Here is a 21300-nt window from a genome sequence, read left to right as displayed (position 1 = left end):
AAGAGGAGGAGGAATCTGCTGCGGCACTACTGCTGCTTCCACTGCGGCGCGATTCGAGAATCTTCACCCATTCAGTCAAGATGAAACCGAGTGCACTCACGATTTCACCTTCTTTCGATGCGGGTTTCTTGCGTTTACTCTTCGTTTTGCCTTTGGAGCCCTCGCTCACACTCGCACTTGACGATGTGCTTGGAAGACGCATTCTCCATTTCAACTTATCTTCCGCCAACACTTGCATGCCGAGTGAAGTTGCATGGGCAGGGTGGAATGCAGAGAGCGCGGCGATCTTTGCAGCGGTGGATGACGCTGCTTCTGCTGAGGAGGATGCTTTTGCTTTTTTAGGTGGCATGATGAATATGAGAAAATTTTACTCGTTTAGTTCAAAACATCTCTTTATGAATGAAACGCAATCCATTTTTGCTTTATACTTTTAATTTGTTGGATAGAAAGTAATAGATTTATCGAGAAGTTGGATGCAGATTAATGGAAAGACAATATTTTACCTATTATCAAAATAGGTTTCATTTGAACCGCTTGCTCATTTTTAGCAAGTCTGATTTATTAATTGATAGAAACCTAAATTCCATGAGAGTAAAATTCGCCTTAATTGTTTTTGCTATATTAACGAACATTCCGAATCAAGCACAATCGGATTTAAAAAAATGGAGCGAGCCACAAGGTGAGCATAACTGGATGAATGCGAAGGCAAAATGTTCCACCATTAAAATGCGATTGCCTACAAGATTGGAAATAGAAGACGCTTACAATACAAAGCTAGCCGAAAGTTGGCGAAAGGATTGGTATTGGACATCAGAAGAATCTAATACTGGTTATGCGTATATTTTTTCAAGGAACTTGGGGCTAATCTTCGATAGCTTTAAAGAAAATTCCTTTCCAGTTCGTTGCATTCGTTAGATTTGAATTTGTAATTTGACTTAAGCCGTAACCGATTGAATCGAGTCGGACGACTCCTTCTTTTAGTTCGAGAGTTTTTTTATAAATATAAAATTCCCTCCATTTAATTCATAACACCGTTTTATAAATAAGTAGCAACCTGATTTTGCGTTAAGCTTTTAACTTGTAAAAATTCAAGCTAGAGGAATTGAATCTAAAAAAAATGACTAAGTGTAAAAGATACATAGATTAATTTCTGAATCTAATAAAATGAATTTGAGAAAAATTTTTGTTGTGGTCTTAAATCATTTTTAATCTAAATTCAAGATACAAAGGATGGTGAAAGTATGGGTAATGAAATTGAATTAGAACAAGAAGAACGAAAAAAATATCGGTCTCCAGATATTGCTAGAATTATCTTTAGTGTGATAGTGTTGATTCTTAGCCGGGAGATAGAAGTTGTGAATATTCTAATGAGTTTTCACTTATTCATTTCCCTGCTATGGATAATTGTAAGTGAAAAAAAACCTCTCTTTCAAAGTAAGTATCCTCTATTCTGGTTAATTCCAGCTAGCTTAGATGTTTTAAATTGTCAGATGATTATTTATGTAACTGGCTCTGCTTATTCTACCTGGATACTATCACTTCCATTTATAACTGCGATTTCTTCTTCCGATCCTTTGCGATGGAGAGGAGCATACACTTTGACTGCGAGTTCCATTGGTTTGGCTGCTATGCTAATCTTAGTGCAATTGGGAATATTACCTTTTGCTGATATTTGGAAAATTAATTATAGACCCCATTCGTGGAGTTTGGTCGTGCAAGCAATTGTATTGAATACCGGTGTTTCTATTTTTGTCAGATCAGCCATTTACAGAGTGAATGTTTTCTCTATACAAAATTCAGAGAATTGGAAAAATTAAATAGGGTGGAACAATTATGAATAAAAAGGAAGCTCTTTTTCTGCCTGCAACTTTGATTTTAATTTGTATTGTATTTATCGTTACAATGGAAGGAGGGACAAAAAGAAAAAAAAGCATAAGAAAGAAATTCAAGAAGTATCGGAAACTAAAAACTCAAGTCAAAATGTTTCTCTAACTGCTTTTTATAATGCGATACAAACGGATAATGAACATTTTCCTCAAACAGAAATTCAAAATTTTATTTCAATGCTTCAAGAAGAAGAATTAAATACAATTAATACTCATATGGGAATTCACTCTGTCACATCGCGAATAGAAAATTTCTGTAAACAATTAGTGAATCAAAATAATCCAGACTATTTTAATAATACGCTATTCAATACTTGTTTTGAAGAACTGGTAAAGGCAAGCTTTCCCGAAAAACAAGAAATGATAAACGTATATTATAGAAATCTAATACAATATAGATTAGTATTGGAAACAGAAACTAATTCGAGTGAAATTAAAACAAAATCAGAAAGAGAAGAAATGATTTGGAGAAAACGTTATGAGTTATTTGGATATGATGCTGCCGAAGAATTATATGCGAGCGAGCGATATTTATTAAACATAAAACAAAAAATTATCACAAATACTTCGAGTAAAAAAAACTTTGATGAAAAAATAAATTCCCTCCAAAATGAAATTGCAATTCTTAAAATGCAAAGACAACAGGATTCCATTGGAGAAGAGTTTATTGAATTTGGAGAATACTTCTTATCATCCCCTGAAGTCCAAAAGAGCTTGAAATCCATGTCCGAAGAAGCCAGGGCACAAAAACTTAGAAGCCTAAGACTTGCAGTAGGAATTCCTGAAAGCAGAGTAAACCAGTTAGAAGAATGGGATAAAAATCGAATACAAATGCAAGCGAAAGGAAATAATTATTTAAAAGAAATGAAAGCATTGCAAGAAAAAACAGAATTGAACCCTGATGAATATAGTCTTGAATTAAAAAAACTAAAGGAATCTTACTTCGGAAAAGAATTAGCAGAAGAAATTGAAGAGGAAGAAAAAAAAGAAATCAATCGTTTTACTGTTGCACAAGAATTTTTACTTCAATAAGCAATTAAAAATTGACGTTTCTCAAATAGAATTAAATAAAAGTAATCCGTGAGGTTCTTTAAAAAAACAAAATGCGATATGTTCAAAGCAAATATTAAATCTTGTTTATAAAAGAGGAATCCAGAAATTTTTAAACAAAGGAAAAAATATGAGAAAAAAAATGAAATATGCTATTCTATTAGTAGCAGTTTTTGGGGCGTTAGCGGCTAATATAGGATTAAGCGCAAACGATACACATGATTATGGGTTTTATTGGTTTGATGCAAATAACAACCCAACCGATGCAGTCAATGCAAGTGGTGTTCCCAATACTGTGAGCACAGCTTTTTATGATCCAGCAAAACCAACTGTATTTTATTTTCATGGATGGCAAAAGGGAACTTCTGTAAAAGGTTATTCTAGAGAAACATTTTTATACGCAGATCCAACAACCAAAGCAAATGTGAATACTGTTTCGAAATGGAAAGCGGACGGTTGGAACGTTGCCATTTTTTATTGGAATCAAATGGCAGACGAAGATGAAGTCAAAGATGCAGAAGCAAAAATATGGAGCACTAGTGGACCAAAAGGAATGCGTTATAGAATTAGCACTGGATCTTATGGAACTGCATTTACTCCAACCAAAAGTGTAGGGGCTCTTGCTCTCGCCGAATACACCGCACTCATGGCAAACTACAAAGGAACTGAAATCAGATTTGCAGGACACTCTTTAGGAAGCCAACTAGCTACAAATTTAGCGAAATTAGTAAGTGACTACATAGCGGCTAACACAACGAAAGCTTTCTTAATGCCAAAGCGTCTTGAATTATTAGATCCATATTGGAGTAAAGATGGAAAGTCTTATTTTGGTGATGTGTATGGAAGCACATACGCTAGCTGTAATCCTGGTACTAAAGATGGAAAATTAGATTGGAACGCAGAAGTTGTAAGATGTCATATTTATAATATGATTAATAAGAATGGTCTTCTTGTTACCTGGTATAAAACCTCTGCAATTTTTGACGTATGGGTTGGAGATCAGAATACACCTCTTGAGTCAATTGTAGCATTGCAAAATCCAGCATCTTATTGGTTAAATGCAACCGATCAAACAAATAAACATGTTTGGGCGCGTCATCTGTATTTCTATTCTAAAATTGTTTCGCCTACTAGTGTAATGCCGAAAGAATGCACTATCAGTGGAACTGGAACAAGAACTGCTACTGGAAAAATTACCATTTATGCAAATACTCCATCTACAAGAGTAAAAGAAATGATGGGCAATACATACTACTGGACTCAAGTAGAAGGTAGAAATACTCCTAATCCAAATGATGATTGGTACGAAAGAAAAACCCGTTAAGCCTTTTCTTCGAATGTAAGAAAATTGTTTATCTTCTAAATTTTATCCTCATCTCATTATCTTTTTGAGATGAGGATACACTCCGTTAGCCTTAAAAATAATTCTTAAGAAAATATTTACATAACACTTTTTTATGAATAAGGTGCAATGCGATTTTGCTTTAAGCAATTAATTTGTGAGATAGAAAGAAAAGAATTATGCGAGAAGTTAGATTCAGATTACTGAAAAGAAAAAGATTTCACTTCTTTAAATTTCTTTTCTTCGCAATCGAACGTAAATTTGGCAAATTTATTTGTGTCCCAAGAAATTCCTTGCATTTGAAATCTATTGCATCTTCCATACTGTATTTTAAATTTATATTCATCAAAAGTTGGGCTTACTTTATTTCCCCTTTTATAATGTTCGCTACTCAATATAACCTCTAAACCAATGTTTCCGCAGCAAATATTGGAACCTATCAAATCAGGTAGATTATCCTTATCTATGTAAAAGAAAAAAGGTTGCGGTAATAATTGTTAAGTGAGTGTATTTACGTTTCAAAAATATTTCCGAATAATTGATATTAACCCCTACTTCACGACTTTCTTTTCTAAAGACATTTGCTTTTTTAAAGCTTGATTAATTAAGGTTTGCAAATCTATTTTCTTTCCATGCGTTAATTTTAAATAATGCGATTGCACTTTCTTATCAATTTTTATTTTATCTATCGGAACATAAAATTTTCCTTTCTCTGCTTTGCTGAAATCATATTCTTTTTTCATTGTAACTTTCCCTCCTTACTTTAAGGACTTATTATATTGAGCCATTTCTTTCTTCGTTGCTTTTCTTGCTGAAATAATTCTAATTGTCTTTTCCAAATTTCTTATTCTGTGAGTATGAATAACAAGGATTATCTGTCCTTTCGGAATAAATCCAAGCGTAACCCAACGATCTTCAAAATCAGAATGATTTACATCTGGAATAGTTAAAGCATTCTGATCAGAGAATACGAATATTGCTTCTTTAAATGAGATTTTGTGCTTTCTGATATTTGCTTTTTCTTTTTGTATATCCCACTCAAATTCCATCATCCTTTATCTTAGATTTGAGAATGAATTTTTACAAGTAAAAATTTGGATTCGGCAGATGATTTTTTAAGTCGATTCGCTAGATTTTCGATTCTTAAAAGTAAATACATTTTTCACTCGACAGAAAGGCTACTCCGTTTAAAATTTTATTTCACTCATACTAGGTTCAACTCTTTCGAAAATTTCCAAAAGGGTAATACGCGTATGCCCAACTCTTTGTCTCCAAAGTCTTCGAAGCCTAAATGAACTTGGTAGCATTTAGAAATTTTTAAGCGATCTCTAAAATAGGAGAGATGTTTAGAAGGCGTTGTATTTTACCCCGTTTAGTTCAAAACATCTCTTTATAAATAAGGATCAATCCGATTTGCTTTAAGCTTTTAATTTGTGGGATAAAGTGGGAGAAGCTGGATGCATATTGGTAGAAAGAAAAATGGGTAAGTGAGGTCTATTGCTTAAAAATTGTCATGACAAGTTTCTAGTGAACTCAAATATTGCCATATTCCTAATTTAAACCAACCTAATTTCGAAGTGACAAGAAAGCCAAATCCTAAGTTATTGTAAGTATATATTAAAAACAACGAGGATATCTCAATGGCTACTGCAACAAACGCTTTAGATAAAGAATCAGCCCTTAAATCACTTGCCGCATCTGGCAATCTTCTCGAAGAAATTACCAAAGGACTAGCTGTGCAATGCACTGTTAAGGGTGGAATTTCTGTTGGTAAGATGGATGAAAACCAATACGTATTCTATCAACTTTCCTGGATGACTGCACAACAAAAAATTGCAGAGCATTTTATTTCTTATGCTTGGGATTCTTCTTTCGGAACTGGTGAACTCGAACAAGAAATGGCAGTCGTGTTTGCAGCAGAAGTTGTTTCCCTTATCCGCTCTGAATTAATTTCTAAACCAGCAGAATATACTTTGAATCATGAAAAAGTAACAACTGCTCTTTTTAATTCTTCTGTAAATGAATTTGTTCAAAATTCTACTAAGATAGAACATTACTCAAAGATTATTGATACAATTAATAAAGTTGGTCATGCAGGTGCTTATGGTCTTAGTGATGACCATGAATCCTTCCGCGAGACATTTCATAAGTTTGCGGAAGATGTCGTTAAGCCGCACGCAGAGCATGTGCATCGTAGCGATGATATTATCCCACAAGATATTATTGATGGACTCAATGATATGGGTTGCTTTGGTCTTTGCATTCCTGAAACTTATGGTGGAATTCAACCAGCAGACAAGCCGGATAATATCAGTATGCTTGTGGTTACGGAAGAGTTGTCGCGTGGTGGTTTAGGGATTGCAGGAAGTTTAATTACAAGACCTGAAATCGTATCCAAAGCAATTCTAAAAGGTGGAACGGAAGCACAAAAAGAAAAATGGTTAGGTAAACTCGCAAGTGGAGAAGTAATGGCAGCCGTTGCTGTAACTGAGCCTAATTACGGATCTGACGTTGCCGGTGTGATTGTTACTGGAACAAAAGTAGAAGGCGGATGGAAAATCAACGGCGTCAAAACTTGGTGCACTTTTGCAGGTTACGCGAACGTGTTGTTAGTTCTTTGCCGCACAGAAGCAGATTTAGAATTAAAACACAAAGGTTTATCCATATTACTCGCTGAGAAGCCTCGTTTCCTAGGACATAGCTTTGATCATAAGCAAGAAGGTGGCGGTCGTATGGAAGGGAAAGCGATTGGAACTATCGGTTATCGTGGTATGCATTCGTTTGAAGTTTCCTTTGAAGACTACTTTGTTCCCGATGAAAACTTAGTTGGTGGAGAAGCCGCAAGAGGAAAAGGATTCTATTTACAAATGGAAGGCTTTGCCGGTGGACGTATTCAAACAGCAGCCCGTGCAAATGGTGTAATGCAAGCCGCTTTCGAAGCAGGGCTACGTTATGCGACAGAGAGACAAGTATTTAAAAAACCAATTTACGAATACAACCTTACCAAATACAAGCTTGCTAGAATGGCGATGATTATACAAGCATCCAGACAATTCACAAACTTTGTAGCTCGTCTCATGGACGACCACAAGGGGCAAATGGAAGCTACCCTCATCAAGTTCTATGCATCTAAAATTTCAGAATGGGTTTGTCGCGAAGCAATGCAGATTCATGGTGGAATGGGTTATGCAGAAGAATATGCAGTGTCTCGTTACTTCGTAGACTCCCGTGTATTCTCTATATTCGAAGGAGCCGAAGAGGTAATGGCGTTACGCGTTATAGCTAAAGGACTCCTCGAAGCAAAATTATAGTATAGTGTTAACCTGTAGGTGTGCATATCGTAGGTGACGCATATATGCGTCACCTACGAATGCAATTCAATCAGGCAATCTATATGGGTTTGAAATATTTTTCTGCTTGACTTTTTGATTTTTTCCCGTTAAGCTTTTCTTTCCTTTTAAAAACTGCCATGAATATTGAATTAGATTTGAAACCTCCGCATGCAATCTTTCGTTTTACTGGAAAGTTAGGTTTTGCTGAACTGGCGTCTATTCGAGCTAAGCTAAACCCAATATTACGAGAAGCTAGACATAAAATTGTATTCAACTTAAAAGACTTGGAATCCATTGATTCATCCGGAGTGGCACTTCTATTTCATGTTGCCCAGGAAACATCTACCTATAAAGGCGGCTCGCTCGTATTAACCGCTCCCGGTGAATTCGTAAAAGAAGTAATGGTTTTATCCGGTATCTACAATAAATTTGTAATTCACGAATCTTTAGAAGACGCGCTCAAATAAATGAAACGCTATGTTGGAATGGGAGAATACGAAAAAATCGAAGTTGAGATTCTTGTAAATGGTTGGGTGGAATGTGCTTATGATTGGGACGGAGGAGCGCATAATCCCAATCGTTCTAGAATGACTGCAAGAGAATTTCTGGATAATATTCCTTATGATGTCCAAAGACTTCTCAGTTCAAGCGACTTACAAGAATTAACCGCTGAGTTGGAAAAGTATTGTCTTTGAGTATTTTTTTCAAGACTCGTGTGTTGTCTGCCGGTCACCTCGAACTGCTTCCACCCTTTCGCTTCGCTCACACAACCGCCAAGCGATGTGAGAGGTCTATCTTTCTTAAAACAATCGTAATGAGGTCAATAGACCTCTCATGATAAAGCAATTCGAGGTGACTGGAGTAACGCAATATTCCTTTAACTTGGTTTTAATAAATACTTCCTCTTACTCTCCGCGCCTCTGTGTCTCTGTGGCAGTCTTCAAATGTTCCCCTCTGGCAAATACCATGTAGGCGCAAGGCACGACTACAAGTGTAAGTAAAGTAGAAACTACAATCCCGCCAATAATTGCAATTGCCATAGGAACTCTCGTCTCCCCGCCCGGACCGATTGATAGAGCAGGAGGAATAGCTGCTGCAATTGTAGAAATTGAAGTCATTAGAATTGGTCTTAGCCGCACAGGTCCTGCTTTTAGAAGTGCATCTTTTACGGCAAGTCCGCTATCACGCAGTTGGTTTGTGAAGTCTACGAGGATAATTGAGTTTTTCTTCACAAGCCCCATGAGAAGTATTAACGCGATGAAGCTATATACATTGAGGGAATTACCTGTTATCCACAAGGAGAATACTGCACCCGTAAAGCTAAACGGGAGTGCAAGTAAGACTGTTATTGGATGAATATAACTATTGAATTGACTGGCTAATATCATGTAGGCGATAACGATACCAAGTAGTAGTGCATAGCCAAGACTATTAAACGAGTCTCCCATTGTCTTGGCAGAGCCACTAAATCCAACCGAGTATCCTTCCGGTAAAACTTTACGCGCAATTTCTTCTGCTTTCTTTAATGCGATTTCCTGACTTGCTCCGGGTGCAGGGTTTGCGAATATTGTAATGGCTCTTTCGCGGCTCATCCTTGTTATACTCTGGAGAGATTTTGTTTCTTCGATTTTTACAACATCGGATACTCTTACCAGTTCGCCTTTGTTGTTTCGGACATAAAGGTCTTTTATATCTTCAATTTTTTCTCTTTCTCTTGCGGCTACTCGTAAGTTAACGTAGTAGCGATGTCCCCCTTCTGTGAATTGTCCTGATTTGACTCCTCCAATCATGGCACCAATGACTGTTCCAATGCTAGAGACACTTACACCATAACGCATCGCTGCTTCTCTATTGGGAACGATATGCAATTCTGGTTGTCCGACCTGGTAGTTTGTGTCCACATCCACAAACTTCCCACTTTCTTTCATTTGCTTGATAATTTCATCCGAGCTTTCGGCTAACTTCTCCCAACTCTTTCCCTGGATGTAAAACTCAACAGGAAAACCTCGCGAGCTAGAGAAGCCACGCATAGATAAATCTTGGACTACGATTTTCAATTCTTTAGAGATTTTACCTAGTTCTTTTCTAAAAAGAACAGAAATTTCATTTTGCGTGTAACGTCTCTTAGTCTCTGGATTTAGAGTTCTTTCCTGTGGACTTTTTAAAGTAATAAAAAACATCACTGAATTAGAACCGCCTCCTCCAATATTTGCATAGACTCTTAAAATATCTTTATTGGCTAATAGGTATTCTTCGCACTTAGCCGCCATTGTATCGGTGTAAGAAAAGGAAGAACCCACTGGTGTTTGGAGGCGAATGAGGAGTTGACTCTGATCTTGTGATGGAACGAATTCTTTTTTAATTGGTTTAATAATAAATATGGATGCACCAAAGATGATAGCTGATATAGACAATACAATTAGCTTGTGAGATAGACAGAATTTTAAAATGGCTTCATACCATACTTCCATCTTAGACATTCCTGCATCTACCATTTTCATAAACCGGTTTTCACTTCTAGTCTGTAAAAATTGAGAGCATCGCATTGGAGTTAGAGTAAGCGCTTCGAGTAGAGATAATAATACTGCCGCTGTAATTGTGATTGCAAATTGGTAAAAGTATTTTCCTATAATGCCTGACATAAAGGCTACGGGAAGAAATATCGCGACTATCGCAAGAGTTGCCGCTATTGCAGCAAATGTAATTTCTCTAGCTCCATCAATTGCTGCGGTTAATAGGCTTTTGCCCATTTCTCTATGACGGACAATGTTTTCTAAAACCATAATCGCATCATCAACTACAATCCCAATGGCTAAAGACAAACCTAAGAGTGTAAAAGTATTTAACGTAAAACCAAATGCATTTAGAATGATAAAACTTCCCATAATAGAAGTAGGAATGGCAAGTAAAATGTTGATAGTAGAAGAAAGACTTCCCAGAAAAAACCAGGTAACTAAACTTGTAAGTATTGCGGATAATATAAGAGTAAACTCTAATTCTTCAATAGACTCTTTGATAAACCGAGTAGAGTCAGAATTGACTCCTATTTCAAATCCAGGCGGCAAATCCTTCTTAACCAGTTCAATTTGTTTTTTTACATCCTCTGCTACTTTAACTGCATTTACTCCGCGTTGTTTGATGATTCCCATTCCGACCGCTTGCTTTCCATTGAAGCGGGAAACACGCATTACATCGTCAAGTCCATCTTCTAACAATGCGATGTCTTTGATTCGGATGTTCGAATCAAAGATTGGAGTGCCACCTCGAAATGATATGGGAAGATTGCCGAACATAGTTACAGAGGGAGCTTCTCCCATAGAGCGGATATTCATCTGTTGTGTTTTTGTTTCTAATAATCCGGCTGGAACTTCTACATGCTCTTTTTGAATTGTGCTAAGTATATCGTCTATCGTTAGTTCTCTCTGGCTTAATTTCTTTCCATCTACCCAGAGTCGTAAATTTCTATCTGTATATCCGCCGAGCATGATTTGACCAACACCAGGAACAGTAGAGAATTTATTTTTTAAATGGTCTTTGATATATACCATTAAGTCTCTTTTATTTCCAGTATAAGAAACACCTACCCACATGATTGGTTGCTCTTCCGGATTATACTTAGTAACCACTGGAGGGTCAAGTTCTTTGGGTAAAAGTTTTTGTGCCTGGATTACTTTGGTTTGTATGTCTTGCAGTGCTGCATCAACGTCTTGATTTAAGTCAAATTCTACTGTGATATTTGCAGAGCCATACTTGGATGTAGAGGTTAACGAAACTATGCCTTCGACACTCATTACACTTTCTTCTATGATGTCTACAACGTTAGTCTCCATAATCTCCGGGGCTGCTCCATTTAGGTTTACAGAAATATTTACCACAGGAAAGTCTACGTCGGGCATTTGGGATAATCCCATTTTTCGAAATGAAATAAAGCCAAAGAGGATAAGACCAAACATTAACATCCATGCAAATACTGGATTTTTAATTGAAATATCTGATAGAGTCATTTATATTTCCTATTCTGATTTATTTTCCAAATCTTCCGGATACTTGCCAATAGCCACTTTAAGCCAAACAAGGTTCAATTGTTTTTGAAGTAGTGTTCTAGATAAATCTTCTTTTGCATTTTTTAAAGCAATTTGTGCATTTAAAAGATCTAGACTTGTTGCTGATTTTCGAAAGTAATCGCGTTTTACAACCTCGTAATTATTCTCCATAGCATTTAAGGCTGCAAGATAACTTTCTTCTGCCATCTTTGAATTCGCATAACTGTTGTAAGCCTTTCTGACTTCTTCTCTAGCAAATCGAACGGACTGCGTTAGTTGCAATTCCGCCTGACGCTTTAAAGACTCAGCTTGTTTTACTGCTGCTGTAATTGTTCCCATAGAGATGAGTGGAACTTGCACGATAAACTGATTCACTAAATCTTTCTTTGCTGTATTTGCAGAGTGTCCACTCGGAAATGTATAAAATGTATCTACTGAGGCAGTAGGCATATGACCGCCATAGGCTTTTATAACTTCTGACTTTGCGATTTCTAGATTTAATTTAGCTGCATTTACATCAAAGCGGTTCTCTACTGTTTTTTCTGCCTGTTCGATTTCAAAGTTTAGTGGCAATTCGTTAATAGCCTCCACTTTAAAATCCGAGTCAAGTCCTGTTAAAAAAGAAAGTGTATCTCTCATCTGCGATAAAGTATCAGTGATACCTAAAATTTCTGCTTCTAGCTTTGCGATTTGTGCAGTGATATTTGTTAGTTCTGATGGTTTATTTCTTCCAAGACCAACACGTCTTGTAATTTCTTTTTTGGATTCTTTTGTAAATTCTAAAATATCTTTTTTGGTTTGTAGATTGCTTTCAAGTTGGAGCAAATTAAAATAAGCCTGTGCAATTTCTAAAAACATTCTACCAGAATCGTGTTTCAGTTCCAGTAGCCTTAATTTTACTTCATGCTTGGAGCTTTTGTAATTTGCCCATTCATTTAATCCTGTCATGATTGGAATATGCAAAACGAGTCTCGCACCGGGACGAACTAAAGGAGAGGTTACTGTTGAACTGCCGCTACCACCAAAAGAAGAATTTCCAATATCATACGGAGTGGATATATTTGTATTGTAAGCTTCATTGCTATAGGCATTTACAATATTATTTCGATTCCGAATCTCTCTATCATGCTCAGCATGATTGGGAGTTGTAACAAACTGCTGATAGCGAAAAGCCAGGGAAGGGAAAAAATTTGCAAAGAAAGAATCTCTTCTTGCCTCAGCTTGCACGATTGCCTCTTTTTTAATCGCAATGCGCTCCGTTTTAGCAAGGGCAGAATGGTATAGGTCATTTAGGCTGAAGGATTCTTTGGAAGAATTGACTTTTTTAATTTTTGTATCGGATATTTCTACTAGCGGTAAATTCTTATTAGACTCTGGAGGACCTTCTCTGATTTGTTCCTCATGATTGCAATGAAAAAAACCTGAAGTTACAAGAAGTAATGTAAGAATTTTAAAATAAATACATCGAATATTCAAATGATTTATTGCCTCCAATTTGAATGAGTAGTAAATTCCATTTCTGGGGAATGAATTTAAACTGATACATTTTATTTTCGTTTATAGTGAGTGAGGATTTGTTACATTTATCCTTGACAAATAGCACTAAAGGCTGTATTGATTAGGAATGTTTTTTCGTTTTGCCTCACTTATTGTATTCATTGTTGCTATTATTTTATTGGCTAATTCATGTTTGAAGAAAGAAGGGCGTGTAGAACCAAGGGCAGTCGAAGGCGTTTTAGATTTATCAGAATGGAATTTTGATCGAGATGGAAAAGTAGACTTATATGGTCAGTGGGAATTTTATTATGGAGAATTTCTAGATTCAGCATCGTTAGCAACCCCTAAAAAAAATAAGCCAAAATACATTGAACTGCCTTCCCTTTGGAATGGATATGACTGGAACGGAAAGGAATTAACCGGGTCTGGTTTTGCTACTTATCGACTTATTGTAAAAAGTAAAAATCTAAACAAGGTTATGGGGCTTCGCGTTGGAGATATGTATTCCTCCTATCGACTTTTTATCAATGGAAAGCAAGTTGCGGCTAATGGTATACCGGGAAAGACAAAAGAAGAGACCGTTGCGCAGTGGCTACCGCTTGTTAGGTTCATTGATTTGAACTCAGAAGAGACAGAGTTTATTTTACATATTGCTAATTTTAATCATAGAAAAGGAGGCACCTGGGCATTTTTTGAAATTGGAAATCCAGAAGAAATTATCAGTGCCCGCGAAAAGTCTATGGCGTTCGAGTTATTTCTATTTGGAACGCTTTTAGTTATGGCTTTTTACCATTTCGGTTTATTTGCTCTTAGACGAAATGACAAATCTGTTTTGTATTTTGGAATATTTTGTTTCTTAACTGGATTTAGAGTTGTGGTTACAGGCGAACGCAGTCTTGTTCATTTTTTTCCACTTTCCTTTGAAGCGCAATTGAAAATCGAATATATTTCTCTTTCTCTTGGAATTCCTGCCTTTACTCATTTTTTGATTCATTCCTTTCCTGCGGTTGTGAAAAGAAATAGATTTTATTTTTCTGATGCGTTATTATTTATTTTTAGTTTCATTCCTCTTATTACGACAGGGGATATTTACAGTTATACCGCGATTCCTGTGCAGGTAGCTATGCTTATTGGGGCGCTTATTGCTTTTTATTATGTAATTAAAGCAATTCGCCTACAGGAACAGACGGTGCAATATCGGCATTGCTTGGAATGAGTTTATTTTTTATTTGTGGTATCAATGATGCACTGTATAATAATGAATTAATTCATACAGGGAATCTTTATCCATTTGGATTATTCATCTTTATATTTTCCCAATCCTTTATTCTATCTCTGCTTTTTGCAAAATCCTTTTTGAGTGTAGAACATCTTTCTGAAGAATTGAAATTAACCAACAAGGCATATACTCGCTTTGTTCCGAAGGAGTTCTTAAATTTTCTAAGCAGGAAGAGTATAATCGATATTAAACTCGGGGATCAGGTGCAAAAAGAAATGACCGTGTTGTTCTCCGATATACGATCATTTACCACTCTTTCTGAGCAAATGACTCCGGAGGAAAATTTCAACTTTATCAATTCTTATTTAAAAATAATGAACCCAATCATCGAATATCATAATGGATTTATTGATAAATACATCGGAGATGCTATCATGGCTTTGTTTGCCCGTAGCCCCGAAGATGCAATTCGTTCTGCTATCCAGATGCAGAAAGCAATTTTAGCCTACAATCAAGATCGTGTAGAGAAGAATTTCGAAATCATTAAAATAGGCGTAGGTCTTCATACGGGAGTGCTTATGCTCGGAGTGATTGGTGGAGAAGAGAGAATGGAGAGCACAGTGATTTCAGATGCGGTAAATTTAGCTTCTCGTTTAGAAGGGTTAACGAAGGTTTATGGTGCTCTTATTCTTACAAGTGAAGCAACTTTTTTAAAAGCGAATGGTCCTGAAAAATTTAAATATCGTCGATTAGGAAAAGTGAAGGTTAAGGGCAAACAGGAGCCCGTAGTCGTCATTGATATTCTAGATGGTCAATCTGATTTTTGGTTGGACGTTTATTTACAAACAAAAGCTGATTTTGAAAAAGCGCTTACTCATTATGAAGCAAGGGAATTTACAAAAGCTGCCATTTTGTTTGAGAACATACTCGATATTAACCTCTCTGATGTTGCGGCTCGTTTTTATTTACAAAAATCTTTGTATTATCAAACACATGGTCTTCCCGAAGACTGGGACGGAAGTGAATCTGTGTAAGATGAAAAATGATTTTTTGCGGAAGAACATAAGTGGGTGAAAGTAAAATTGTATTGCCTCTTAGCATATGCATGTAATTCTAACATTATCAAAAAATTTCATGTGGAGAATATATGAATAAAAGCATTTTAACATTAATCGCTATGGTGGCTATTTGCCTATTTTCTTTTACGTCTGTTGTAGCTAAAGACAAGTCCGAAGACGAAAACAAGAAAGAAGATAAAAAAGAACACAAAGACCATAAGAAAGATAAAAAAGAAAGCAAGAATGAAGACAAAGGCTGCAAGAAAGAGTGCGGAATTGCCCTCAATAAATGTAACAATGAAACAGGCAAGATAGATGACGCTAAGAAAGATGAAAGAAAAGCAAGTCATGAAAAATGCCAAAAAACATTTACAGATTGTAAAGCAGCTTGCAAATAATACTCGGTCACTGGTAAAGGATTGGTAGCTGCTTTTTCCTAAATGAGAGCTAACAATGTAAAAATTACCGCGGATGCAAACGGATAAACACGGATGGGAATTATTTTCATCTGTGTTTGTCATTGTGAAAATCCGATTTAACTATTTAAAAAATAAGGAAAAACAATGGCGGATTTTATTGAAGAAAGTGTAGAATCAAATGAAATTACAGGGCTTGTTTGTGGCGTTGTCAAAGACGGTAAACTAGCATGGAAAAAAGCTTATGGCTATACTGATTTAGAAAACGAAAAAGAAATGAAAACAGATACCATTTTTTTATTGGCATCTGTATCCAAGACAGTTACGGCAACTGCTGCTATGATTTTATATGATAGGGGAGATTTGGATATTGATGCGGATATTAATGATTATCTACCATTTCCCGTTACACATCCAAAATATTCAGATACACCGATTACCGCCAAAATGCTATTAACCCACACTTCGAGTATCAGTGATGAGTCTTATAATGAAATAGATGATTCTATTCTTTATTTTAGAGAAGGGGATGAACGAGAATATGATTTGGGTTCTTTACTCGAAGAATATTTTAAAGAAGACGGTGAGTTCTATGACCCTGAACTTTGTTTTCTAAAAGATAAACCCGGAACAACTTCTGATTATTCCAATGTAGGTAGTGCTCTTCTTGGTTATCTTGTAGAAGTAATTGCAAAGCAATCTTTTGATGAGTTCTGTGATGAGAATATTTTTAAGCCTTTAGGTATGGAAAATACTTCTTGGAATTTGTCTGACCTAGATGTGGATAATGTTGCTTTGCCTTATTATGATTCTGAAAATACAAAAGGTCATTACGAATGTCCCGATTATCCAAACGGAATGTTACGCTCTAACCTTGACGACATGGCGAAATTCTTAATCATGTTCATTCAAAATGGAGAATACAATGGAACACGTATTCTAGAAGAAGACACTGCAAAGCTAATGAAAGAAGTTCATTTCGAATCCAAAGACGGAGGAGAAAAATCTAGAATAGGTCTGACTTGGAATTATTTAGATTATCCGCAAGGAGAAAGCTACTTAGGACATGATGGCGTCGAAGAAGGTGTCACTACAAAAATGTTTTATAATGTTGAATCCGAAGTAGGAGTATTACTCTTTTCTAATATGAGCGAAGCAGAATTAGACGACATAGAGGATTATTTATACCAACAAGAGGAGTGAGTTTAAGTATGAATAAAATTTATCTTGCAGGACCAGAAGTATTTTTACCGGAAGCAAAGAGAGTATTGGAGCATCATAAATCAATTTGCAGAAAATACGGTTACGAAGGATTATCCCCGTTTGATGGAGAAGTAACAAACGAGATAGGATTAGAGCGAGCTAGGAAAATATTTCTAGAAAATTGTAAGCTCATTCGTGCTTGTGATATAGTGGTGGTTAATTGCAATTCGTTTCGCGGTGCGTTGGTGGATGACGGAAGTGCATTTGAAATTGGATTTGCGAAGGCATTGGGCAAAGTAATCTTTGGTTACTTAGATCACCGCAAGCCTCTACTTGAACTCGTAGAAAGTAAAATTCCAACGAGTAGTCATAGTTCGGGCTTTCGTATAGATAATGACGGTTATCTGCTAAGTGAAGACTTTGGAAATTCTATTAACTTAATGCTAGAATTTGCAATACTAGAATCCGGCGGTCAATTGATACAAGGAAACTTTGAAGAAACAATTCAGGTGATTAGTCAGAGTCTAGTTTCATAAGTCTTACCAATACAATCCTTTCCGTCGAACGCAAACTTGGTATTAGGCGGTAATTTCTTGAGCGTGATTGTAATGTTATGAAAGGAAGTCTGAATAGTATTGTCTAGCTCTCTGACACGATTTTGTAAACAAAATTCCAAACAATGTCTAAAGTAAATAAATTTCTTGCAATGTAACAGCGTGATTTTAATCTCAACTCTGAAATGAATTCTGTCGGATAATCGCGCGAACCTTTGGGGAGTGAGGAAAGTCCGGACACCGTGGAATGAATGAACCGGATAACGTCCGGAGTAAGTTTTTCGAAAGAGAAGCTTGCATGGAAAGTGCCACAGAAAATATACCGCCTCCTAAAAGTGGCAAAAGTTGCTTTAGTAGCCAAGCTGCAGTGGAGGTAAGGGTGAAATGGTGGGGTAAGAGCCCACCGCCTCTTTCGTAAGAAAGAGGGCAGGGTAAACCCTTCATGGTGCAATCTCAAGTATGCAACCGTTATGAGCTCATTCCGCCAGGTTGCGGGTAGAGAGCAAAGAGCTTTAGAGTAATCTAAAGCCAAGATAAATGATTATCTACTGCCTGTGAGGTTAATACTCATTAGGCAGAGACAGAATCCGGCTTATAGACAGAATTCATTTCTTCTTTTTTTTCTTTTCGGGAGTTTCGTTACAGGCTTTTGCTTCTCCTAATTCACATGCCTTCTTAAAACTTTCTACGGATTCTTCTTTTCTATTTTCAAGACGATAGATTTTCCCTAATTCAAAATGATACTTTCCATTTTGTGGCTCCGATTCAATGCTTCCTTTTAGAATTATAATGGCTTCCTGGTTGTTTTCTTTTTTGGAATAGGTATTTGCCATTCCTATCTTTGCATCCTGGTTGGTGCTGAATAGTTCGATTGCTTTTTTGTAGAGTTCAATTGCTTCGTCATACTTTCTTTGCTTGCGTTTGAGATCGGCTAATCCCTTGTAGCCGTAAGACTTGACTTCCTTATTGCCTACTTCGATGGCACGATTGTATTTTTCTTTGCCTTGCTCGTATTCTTTTTTTAATACAAGACAAGTTCCTAACTCATTGTAAATCATATGCTCATTTGGGTCTGCTTCCTGTGCTTTGTTGTAAGTTGCAATCGCTGAGTCATAGTCTTTCTTTTCGATATACACTTCTGCTAAGCTTCGCAGATAATAGCTATTAGTCGGCTCTAGCTCAATGCATTTTTCATAGGACTTGATTGCTAAGTCTAACTTTTTAGATTCTAGATATAAATTGGCTAAGTTCTCATAGCTTATTGTTAATTTTGGTTCGACTTTGGTTGCTTTTTGGAAATTAGTTAAGGCTAATTGTGATTCTCCCTTTACTTTATAAATAGTTCCAAGTTGATTGAGGAAACTTCCTTTCTTTGGGTCTAACTCAATGCACTTCTGTAGATTCGAAATTGCTTCTTCAAAATTCTTTTCTCTGAGTGCAATGTTTGCAAATGCTTCATAGGGAATTGTGCTCTTGGGTTGCAATTTCTTGGCTATGTTTAAGTATTCTGTTGCTTTCTTGTATTCCTTTTTTCGGATGAAGAAATTGGCATAGTGAATTTGAACCTGAAATCCATTGGGTTGAATTTCATCTGCTTTATCTAAATACGTGAGTGCTTCTTCCCATTTCTCTTGCTCGGCGTAGGCGTTACTGATTTCTGCATAAATAGAAATACTCTTAGGAGAAATTTCCAAAATCTTTTGGTATTGCTCTATCGCCTTAGCGTAATTACCCGCTAGTTTATAAGAAAGAGCCAAATAAAAGTTAGTCGATATTAAGTTTGGATTTAAAGTATAGATAGAAAGCAAATCCTTATTATCCGGTGAGAGCATTTTTTTATTTTCGCGTGCTTTGATGATGAAAAGTCGCATCGCTGCTTCGGCGTCTTTTGGGTCTAGAGTAACTGCTTTTTGTGCATAGAGTTTGCTTTTTTCAAAATCGGGATCCATATAATAATAGTAAAATGAATTTACTCTGTTTGCGGTAGAAGATTCAGGAGAAAGCTCAATTGCTTTAGAGGCAGCTTCTAATCCGAAAATTTTCATCTTCTCTGCACCGATTCTATCCCCTGTGAAATTTCTATAATCATAAAGCCTTTGGTAGGTTTCGGCTAACGTGGCGTAGGCGTCAGAATAATTTGGGTCAAGTTCGATTGCTTTTTTTAGTAAAGGAATTGCTGCTTCTAAACTCTCCTCATCTAAAAGAATAAAATTTTCTCTTCCCCTTCTATAAAAATCATAGGCGTCGCCAACGTTAGTTCCTAGAATGGAAAGAGAATTGGCTTCTCTTTTTGCTAGTTTTACTCCAAAGGATTCTAGAATTTTTGCTTCCCATTCATCCGCAATCATGGGGAGTGTTTTTTCCTTTTAGGCTTACATCTAGTTTAATAGTTCCATTGGCTAATAGAGCGTTAGTCTCTACATCTATCATTGTGCAAGTGATTCGAGCATCCAGTCCTTCTCTAGAGAACTTTCCGAGCAAAATGGTATTAGCCGTCATGAGCTTTCCAATCTGAACTGCATTTTTTTGATCGTAGTTTTCGGATTTGGCTAATTGTTGCTCTTCTAAGATTTTTTGATAACTATTTCTATCCAATACAAATATATTGTCTACCATGTTCAGAGATCTTGCGGTAGCTTCTGCCAGGGCTGATCTAAGTTTTTCGTCTTTTGTTTTTGCACCTTCCACTTCAAAAGGGAGGACAACAACCTTTATCCGCTTGTCTTCCTCGACGATTAGAGTTTCTGGATTGGTGGGAGGGTCAAATAGCTTGTAGCCGACGTATGCATTTTCAGCGAAGAAGACTGAATTCTCCGTTGAGCCATGCTTGAAATTATTTCCAAGCTTGATATTATTTACTTTGAAATCTGCTTCGGTCTTAACGGTAAATCCGTCTTTGTTTTTAAATTCGATTTTTATTTTATCTACTTTTAGAACTGCACCAATATAGGGGCGAGTGAAGAGTTCTTTTTTCGTCTGATAGGTAGAGTCTAGGGCAATGTCTTCTAATATATACTGAACTGGATTTTCTAAAATCAAATCCATCGACTGAATGGTTTCATATCCTGCTTCTGCGGAAAGAATTTCAGAGAAGCCTCCCTTTATTTCTTTTAAATCTTCTTTCGTATAACTGATTATTATGCTCTGTTGAATCGGGTCCTTCTTGGTTTTGCCGCGCCAGAGTTTTTTATCGAACGTTTTTTCTTGTCCTTCTGCTTGTATGTAGCCGAGAAAATCTCTTCCCGTATAAATCGGAAATTGTTTGAAGCCTCTAATTTCTAATTTGTCGATTTGGCCATTGCCTTCAATGGTTTTCTCGCCCGTCGATTGGCAACCAAGGAATGAGAATAAGAATCCAACTAAAAAGAACGGAAGCTGTTTTCTGAAAAAGTAAAATGGATGTCGTATCATAAGTTTGGAGTGTGATGTTATTTGCCTTATGTTCCATTGCAATGATTTTTCGAAAGGAAAAGAGGGAATTTTGCATCTCACTAAATCGCAGAGTTTAGTATAAAGACGGATTTCGCTTTTAACTCAAGACAAATGCCTTTGTATTTTAAGATGAATTTCTAACTAAAAGCGATCTTCAACGGACATAGAAGCCACATAGAAGCCAAACTCTGCTTCTATGTGGCTTCTATGTCCGTTCTATATTACTTTGAGGTTGGGTTTGTATAGGGCGACTCCTGATTTGAATAAC

Annotated in this window: 20 protein-coding genes and 1 other RNA gene; 14 read left to right on the top strand and 7 right to left on the bottom strand. The window is 36.5% G+C overall.

The window, feature by feature from the left end; genetic code table 11:
* Positions 1 to 80: 80 nt before the first annotated feature.
* The 5 genes from IPH52_27545 to IPH52_27525 all read left to right on the top strand — a co-directional run bounded on the left by IPH52_27545 (position 81) and on the right by IPH52_27525 (position 4260).
* Positions 81 to 434: a hypothetical protein gene (locus IPH52_27545; protein MBK7058739.1), complete on the top strand. Its 354-nt coding sequence runs from the start codon at positions 81 to 83 to the stop codon at positions 432 to 434.
* A gap of 49 nt (positions 435 to 483) precedes the next feature.
* Positions 484 to 915 (top strand): hypothetical protein, encoded by a 432-nt coding sequence (locus tag IPH52_27540; GenBank protein MBK7058738.1) that lies wholly within the window; start codon positions 484 to 486, stop codon positions 913 to 915.
* A gap of 326 nt (positions 916 to 1241) precedes the next feature.
* Entirely contained in the window at positions 1242 to 1817 is a 576-nt protein-coding gene (locus tag IPH52_27535) for a hypothetical protein (protein ID MBK7058737.1), read from the top strand.
* A 63-nt stretch (positions 1818 to 1880) separates the two neighbouring features.
* Positions 1881 to 2918 (top strand): hypothetical protein, encoded by a 1038-nt coding sequence (locus tag IPH52_27530; GenBank protein ID MBK7058736.1) that lies wholly within the window; start codon positions 1881 to 1883, stop codon positions 2916 to 2918.
* Between the two features lie 148 nt (positions 2919 to 3066).
* A complete protein-coding gene (locus IPH52_27525; GenBank protein ID MBK7058735.1) occupies positions 3067 to 4260 on the top strand; it encodes a cell adhesion protein in 1194 nt (397 codons plus the stop codon).
* 569 nt (positions 4261 to 4829) lie between these two features.
* Here IPH52_27525 and IPH52_27520 read toward each other — a convergent pair.
* Together IPH52_27520 and IPH52_27515 are read right to left on the bottom strand one after the other, a co-directional pair.
* Positions 4830 to 5021 carry a hypothetical protein gene (locus IPH52_27520; protein MBK7058734.1) on the bottom strand — a complete coding sequence of 64 codons (192 nt, stop codon included), beginning with the start codon at positions 5019 to 5021 and terminating at the stop codon, positions 4830 to 4832.
* A gap of 15 nt (positions 5022 to 5036) precedes the next feature.
* Positions 5037 to 5327 carry a BrnT family toxin gene (locus IPH52_27515; GenBank protein ID MBK7058733.1) on the bottom strand — a complete coding sequence of 97 codons (291 nt, stop codon included), beginning with the start codon at positions 5325 to 5327 and terminating at the stop codon, positions 5037 to 5039.
* A gap of 591 nt (positions 5328 to 5918) precedes the next feature.
* Between IPH52_27515 and IPH52_27510 the strand changes: the two genes are divergently transcribed.
* From IPH52_27510 to IPH52_27500, 3 genes are all read left to right on the top strand, one after another.
* Positions 5919 to 7589: an acyl-CoA/acyl-ACP dehydrogenase gene (locus tag IPH52_27510; GenBank protein ID MBK7058732.1), complete on the top strand. Its 1671-nt coding sequence runs from the start codon at positions 5919 to 5921 to the stop codon at positions 7587 to 7589.
* Between the two features lie 158 nt (positions 7590 to 7747).
* The gene (locus tag IPH52_27505) at positions 7748 to 8077 is read left to right on the top strand and encodes an STAS domain-containing protein (protein MBK7058731.1); all 330 of its coding nucleotides are present in this window, start codon (positions 7748 to 7750) and stop codon (positions 8075 to 8077) included.
* Positions 8078 to 8305, top strand: coding sequence for a hypothetical protein (locus tag IPH52_27500; protein ID MBK7058730.1), 228 nt, complete (start codon positions 8078 to 8080; stop codon positions 8303 to 8305).
* 210 nt (positions 8306 to 8515) lie between these two features.
* Here IPH52_27500 and IPH52_27495 read toward each other — a convergent pair whose 3' ends face one another.
* Both IPH52_27495 and IPH52_27490 read right to left on the bottom strand, forming a co-directional pair.
* Entirely contained in the window at positions 8516 to 11614 is a 3099-nt protein-coding gene (locus IPH52_27495) for an efflux RND transporter permease subunit (protein ID MBK7058729.1), read from the bottom strand.
* 9 nt (positions 11615 to 11623) lie between these two features.
* Positions 11624 to 13129 carry a TolC family protein gene (locus tag IPH52_27490; GenBank protein MBK7058728.1) on the bottom strand — a complete coding sequence of 502 codons (1506 nt, stop codon included), beginning with the start codon at positions 13127 to 13129 and terminating at the stop codon, positions 11624 to 11626.
* A gap of 148 nt (positions 13130 to 13277) precedes the next feature.
* On the opposite strand from IPH52_27490, the gene IPH52_27485 reads away from it, so the two are divergent.
* The 5 genes from IPH52_27485 (at position 13278) to IPH52_27465 (ending at position 17582) form a co-directional block, all read left to right on the top strand.
* Positions 13278 to 14366 carry a 7TM-DISM domain-containing protein gene (locus IPH52_27485; GenBank protein MBK7058727.1) on the top strand — a complete coding sequence of 363 codons (1089 nt, stop codon included), beginning with the start codon at positions 13278 to 13280 and terminating at the stop codon, positions 14364 to 14366.
* On the top strand, positions 14363 to 15403 hold the full coding sequence (locus IPH52_27480; protein ID MBK7058726.1) for an adenylate/guanylate cyclase domain-containing protein: 1041 nt from the start codon (positions 14363 to 14365) through the stop codon (positions 15401 to 15403). Before IPH52_27485 ends, IPH52_27480 begins: the two co-directional genes overlap by 4 nt.
* A 113-nt stretch (positions 15404 to 15516) precedes the next feature.
* Positions 15517 to 15825, top strand: a complete 309-nt coding sequence (locus tag IPH52_27475) for a hypothetical protein (protein MBK7058725.1) — start codon at positions 15517 to 15519, stop codon at positions 15823 to 15825.
* A gap of 165 nt (positions 15826 to 15990) precedes the next feature.
* Positions 15991 to 17046, top strand: a complete 1056-nt coding sequence (locus tag IPH52_27470; protein ID MBK7058724.1) for a beta-lactamase family protein — start codon at positions 15991 to 15993, stop codon at positions 17044 to 17046.
* A gap of 8 nt (positions 17047 to 17054) precedes the next feature.
* Entirely contained in the window at positions 17055 to 17582 is a 528-nt protein-coding gene (locus IPH52_27465) for a nucleoside 2-deoxyribosyltransferase (GenBank protein MBK7058723.1), read from the top strand.
* Here IPH52_27465 and IPH52_27460 read toward each other — a convergent pair.
* Positions 17564 to 17722 carry a hypothetical protein gene (locus IPH52_27460; protein MBK7058722.1) on the bottom strand — a complete coding sequence of 53 codons (159 nt, stop codon included), beginning with the start codon at positions 17720 to 17722 and terminating at the stop codon, positions 17564 to 17566. The two genes, IPH52_27465 and IPH52_27460, sit on opposite strands and share 19 nt — an antisense overlap.
* Positions 17723 to 17787: 65 nt before the next feature.
* On the opposite strand from IPH52_27460, the gene rnpB reads away from it, so the two are divergent.
* An RNA gene (gene rnpB, locus IPH52_27455) (RNase P RNA component class A) lies at positions 17788 to 18211 on the top strand.
* Here rnpB and IPH52_27450 read toward each other — a convergent pair.
* Both IPH52_27450 and IPH52_27445 read right to left on the bottom strand, forming a co-directional pair.
* On the bottom strand, positions 18206 to 19948 hold the full coding sequence (locus tag IPH52_27450) for a tetratricopeptide repeat protein (protein MBK7058721.1): 1743 nt from the start codon (positions 19946 to 19948) through the stop codon (positions 18206 to 18208). The genes rnpB and IPH52_27450 overlap by 6 nt on opposite strands.
* Positions 19935 to 21011 carry a hypothetical protein gene (locus IPH52_27445; protein ID MBK7058720.1) on the bottom strand — a complete coding sequence of 359 codons (1077 nt, stop codon included), beginning with the start codon at positions 21009 to 21011 and terminating at the stop codon, positions 19935 to 19937. Before IPH52_27445 ends, IPH52_27450 begins: the two co-directional genes overlap by 14 nt.
* Positions 21012 to 21300: the final 289 nt, after the last annotated feature.

The sequence above is a fragment of the Leptospiraceae bacterium genome (assembly GCA_016708435.1).
Lineage (GTDB): Bacteria > Spirochaetota > Leptospiria > Leptospirales > Leptospiraceae > UBA2033.
Note: the sequence above shows the minus strand (reverse complement) of the source record. Positions and strands in the feature narration are given on the sequence as shown.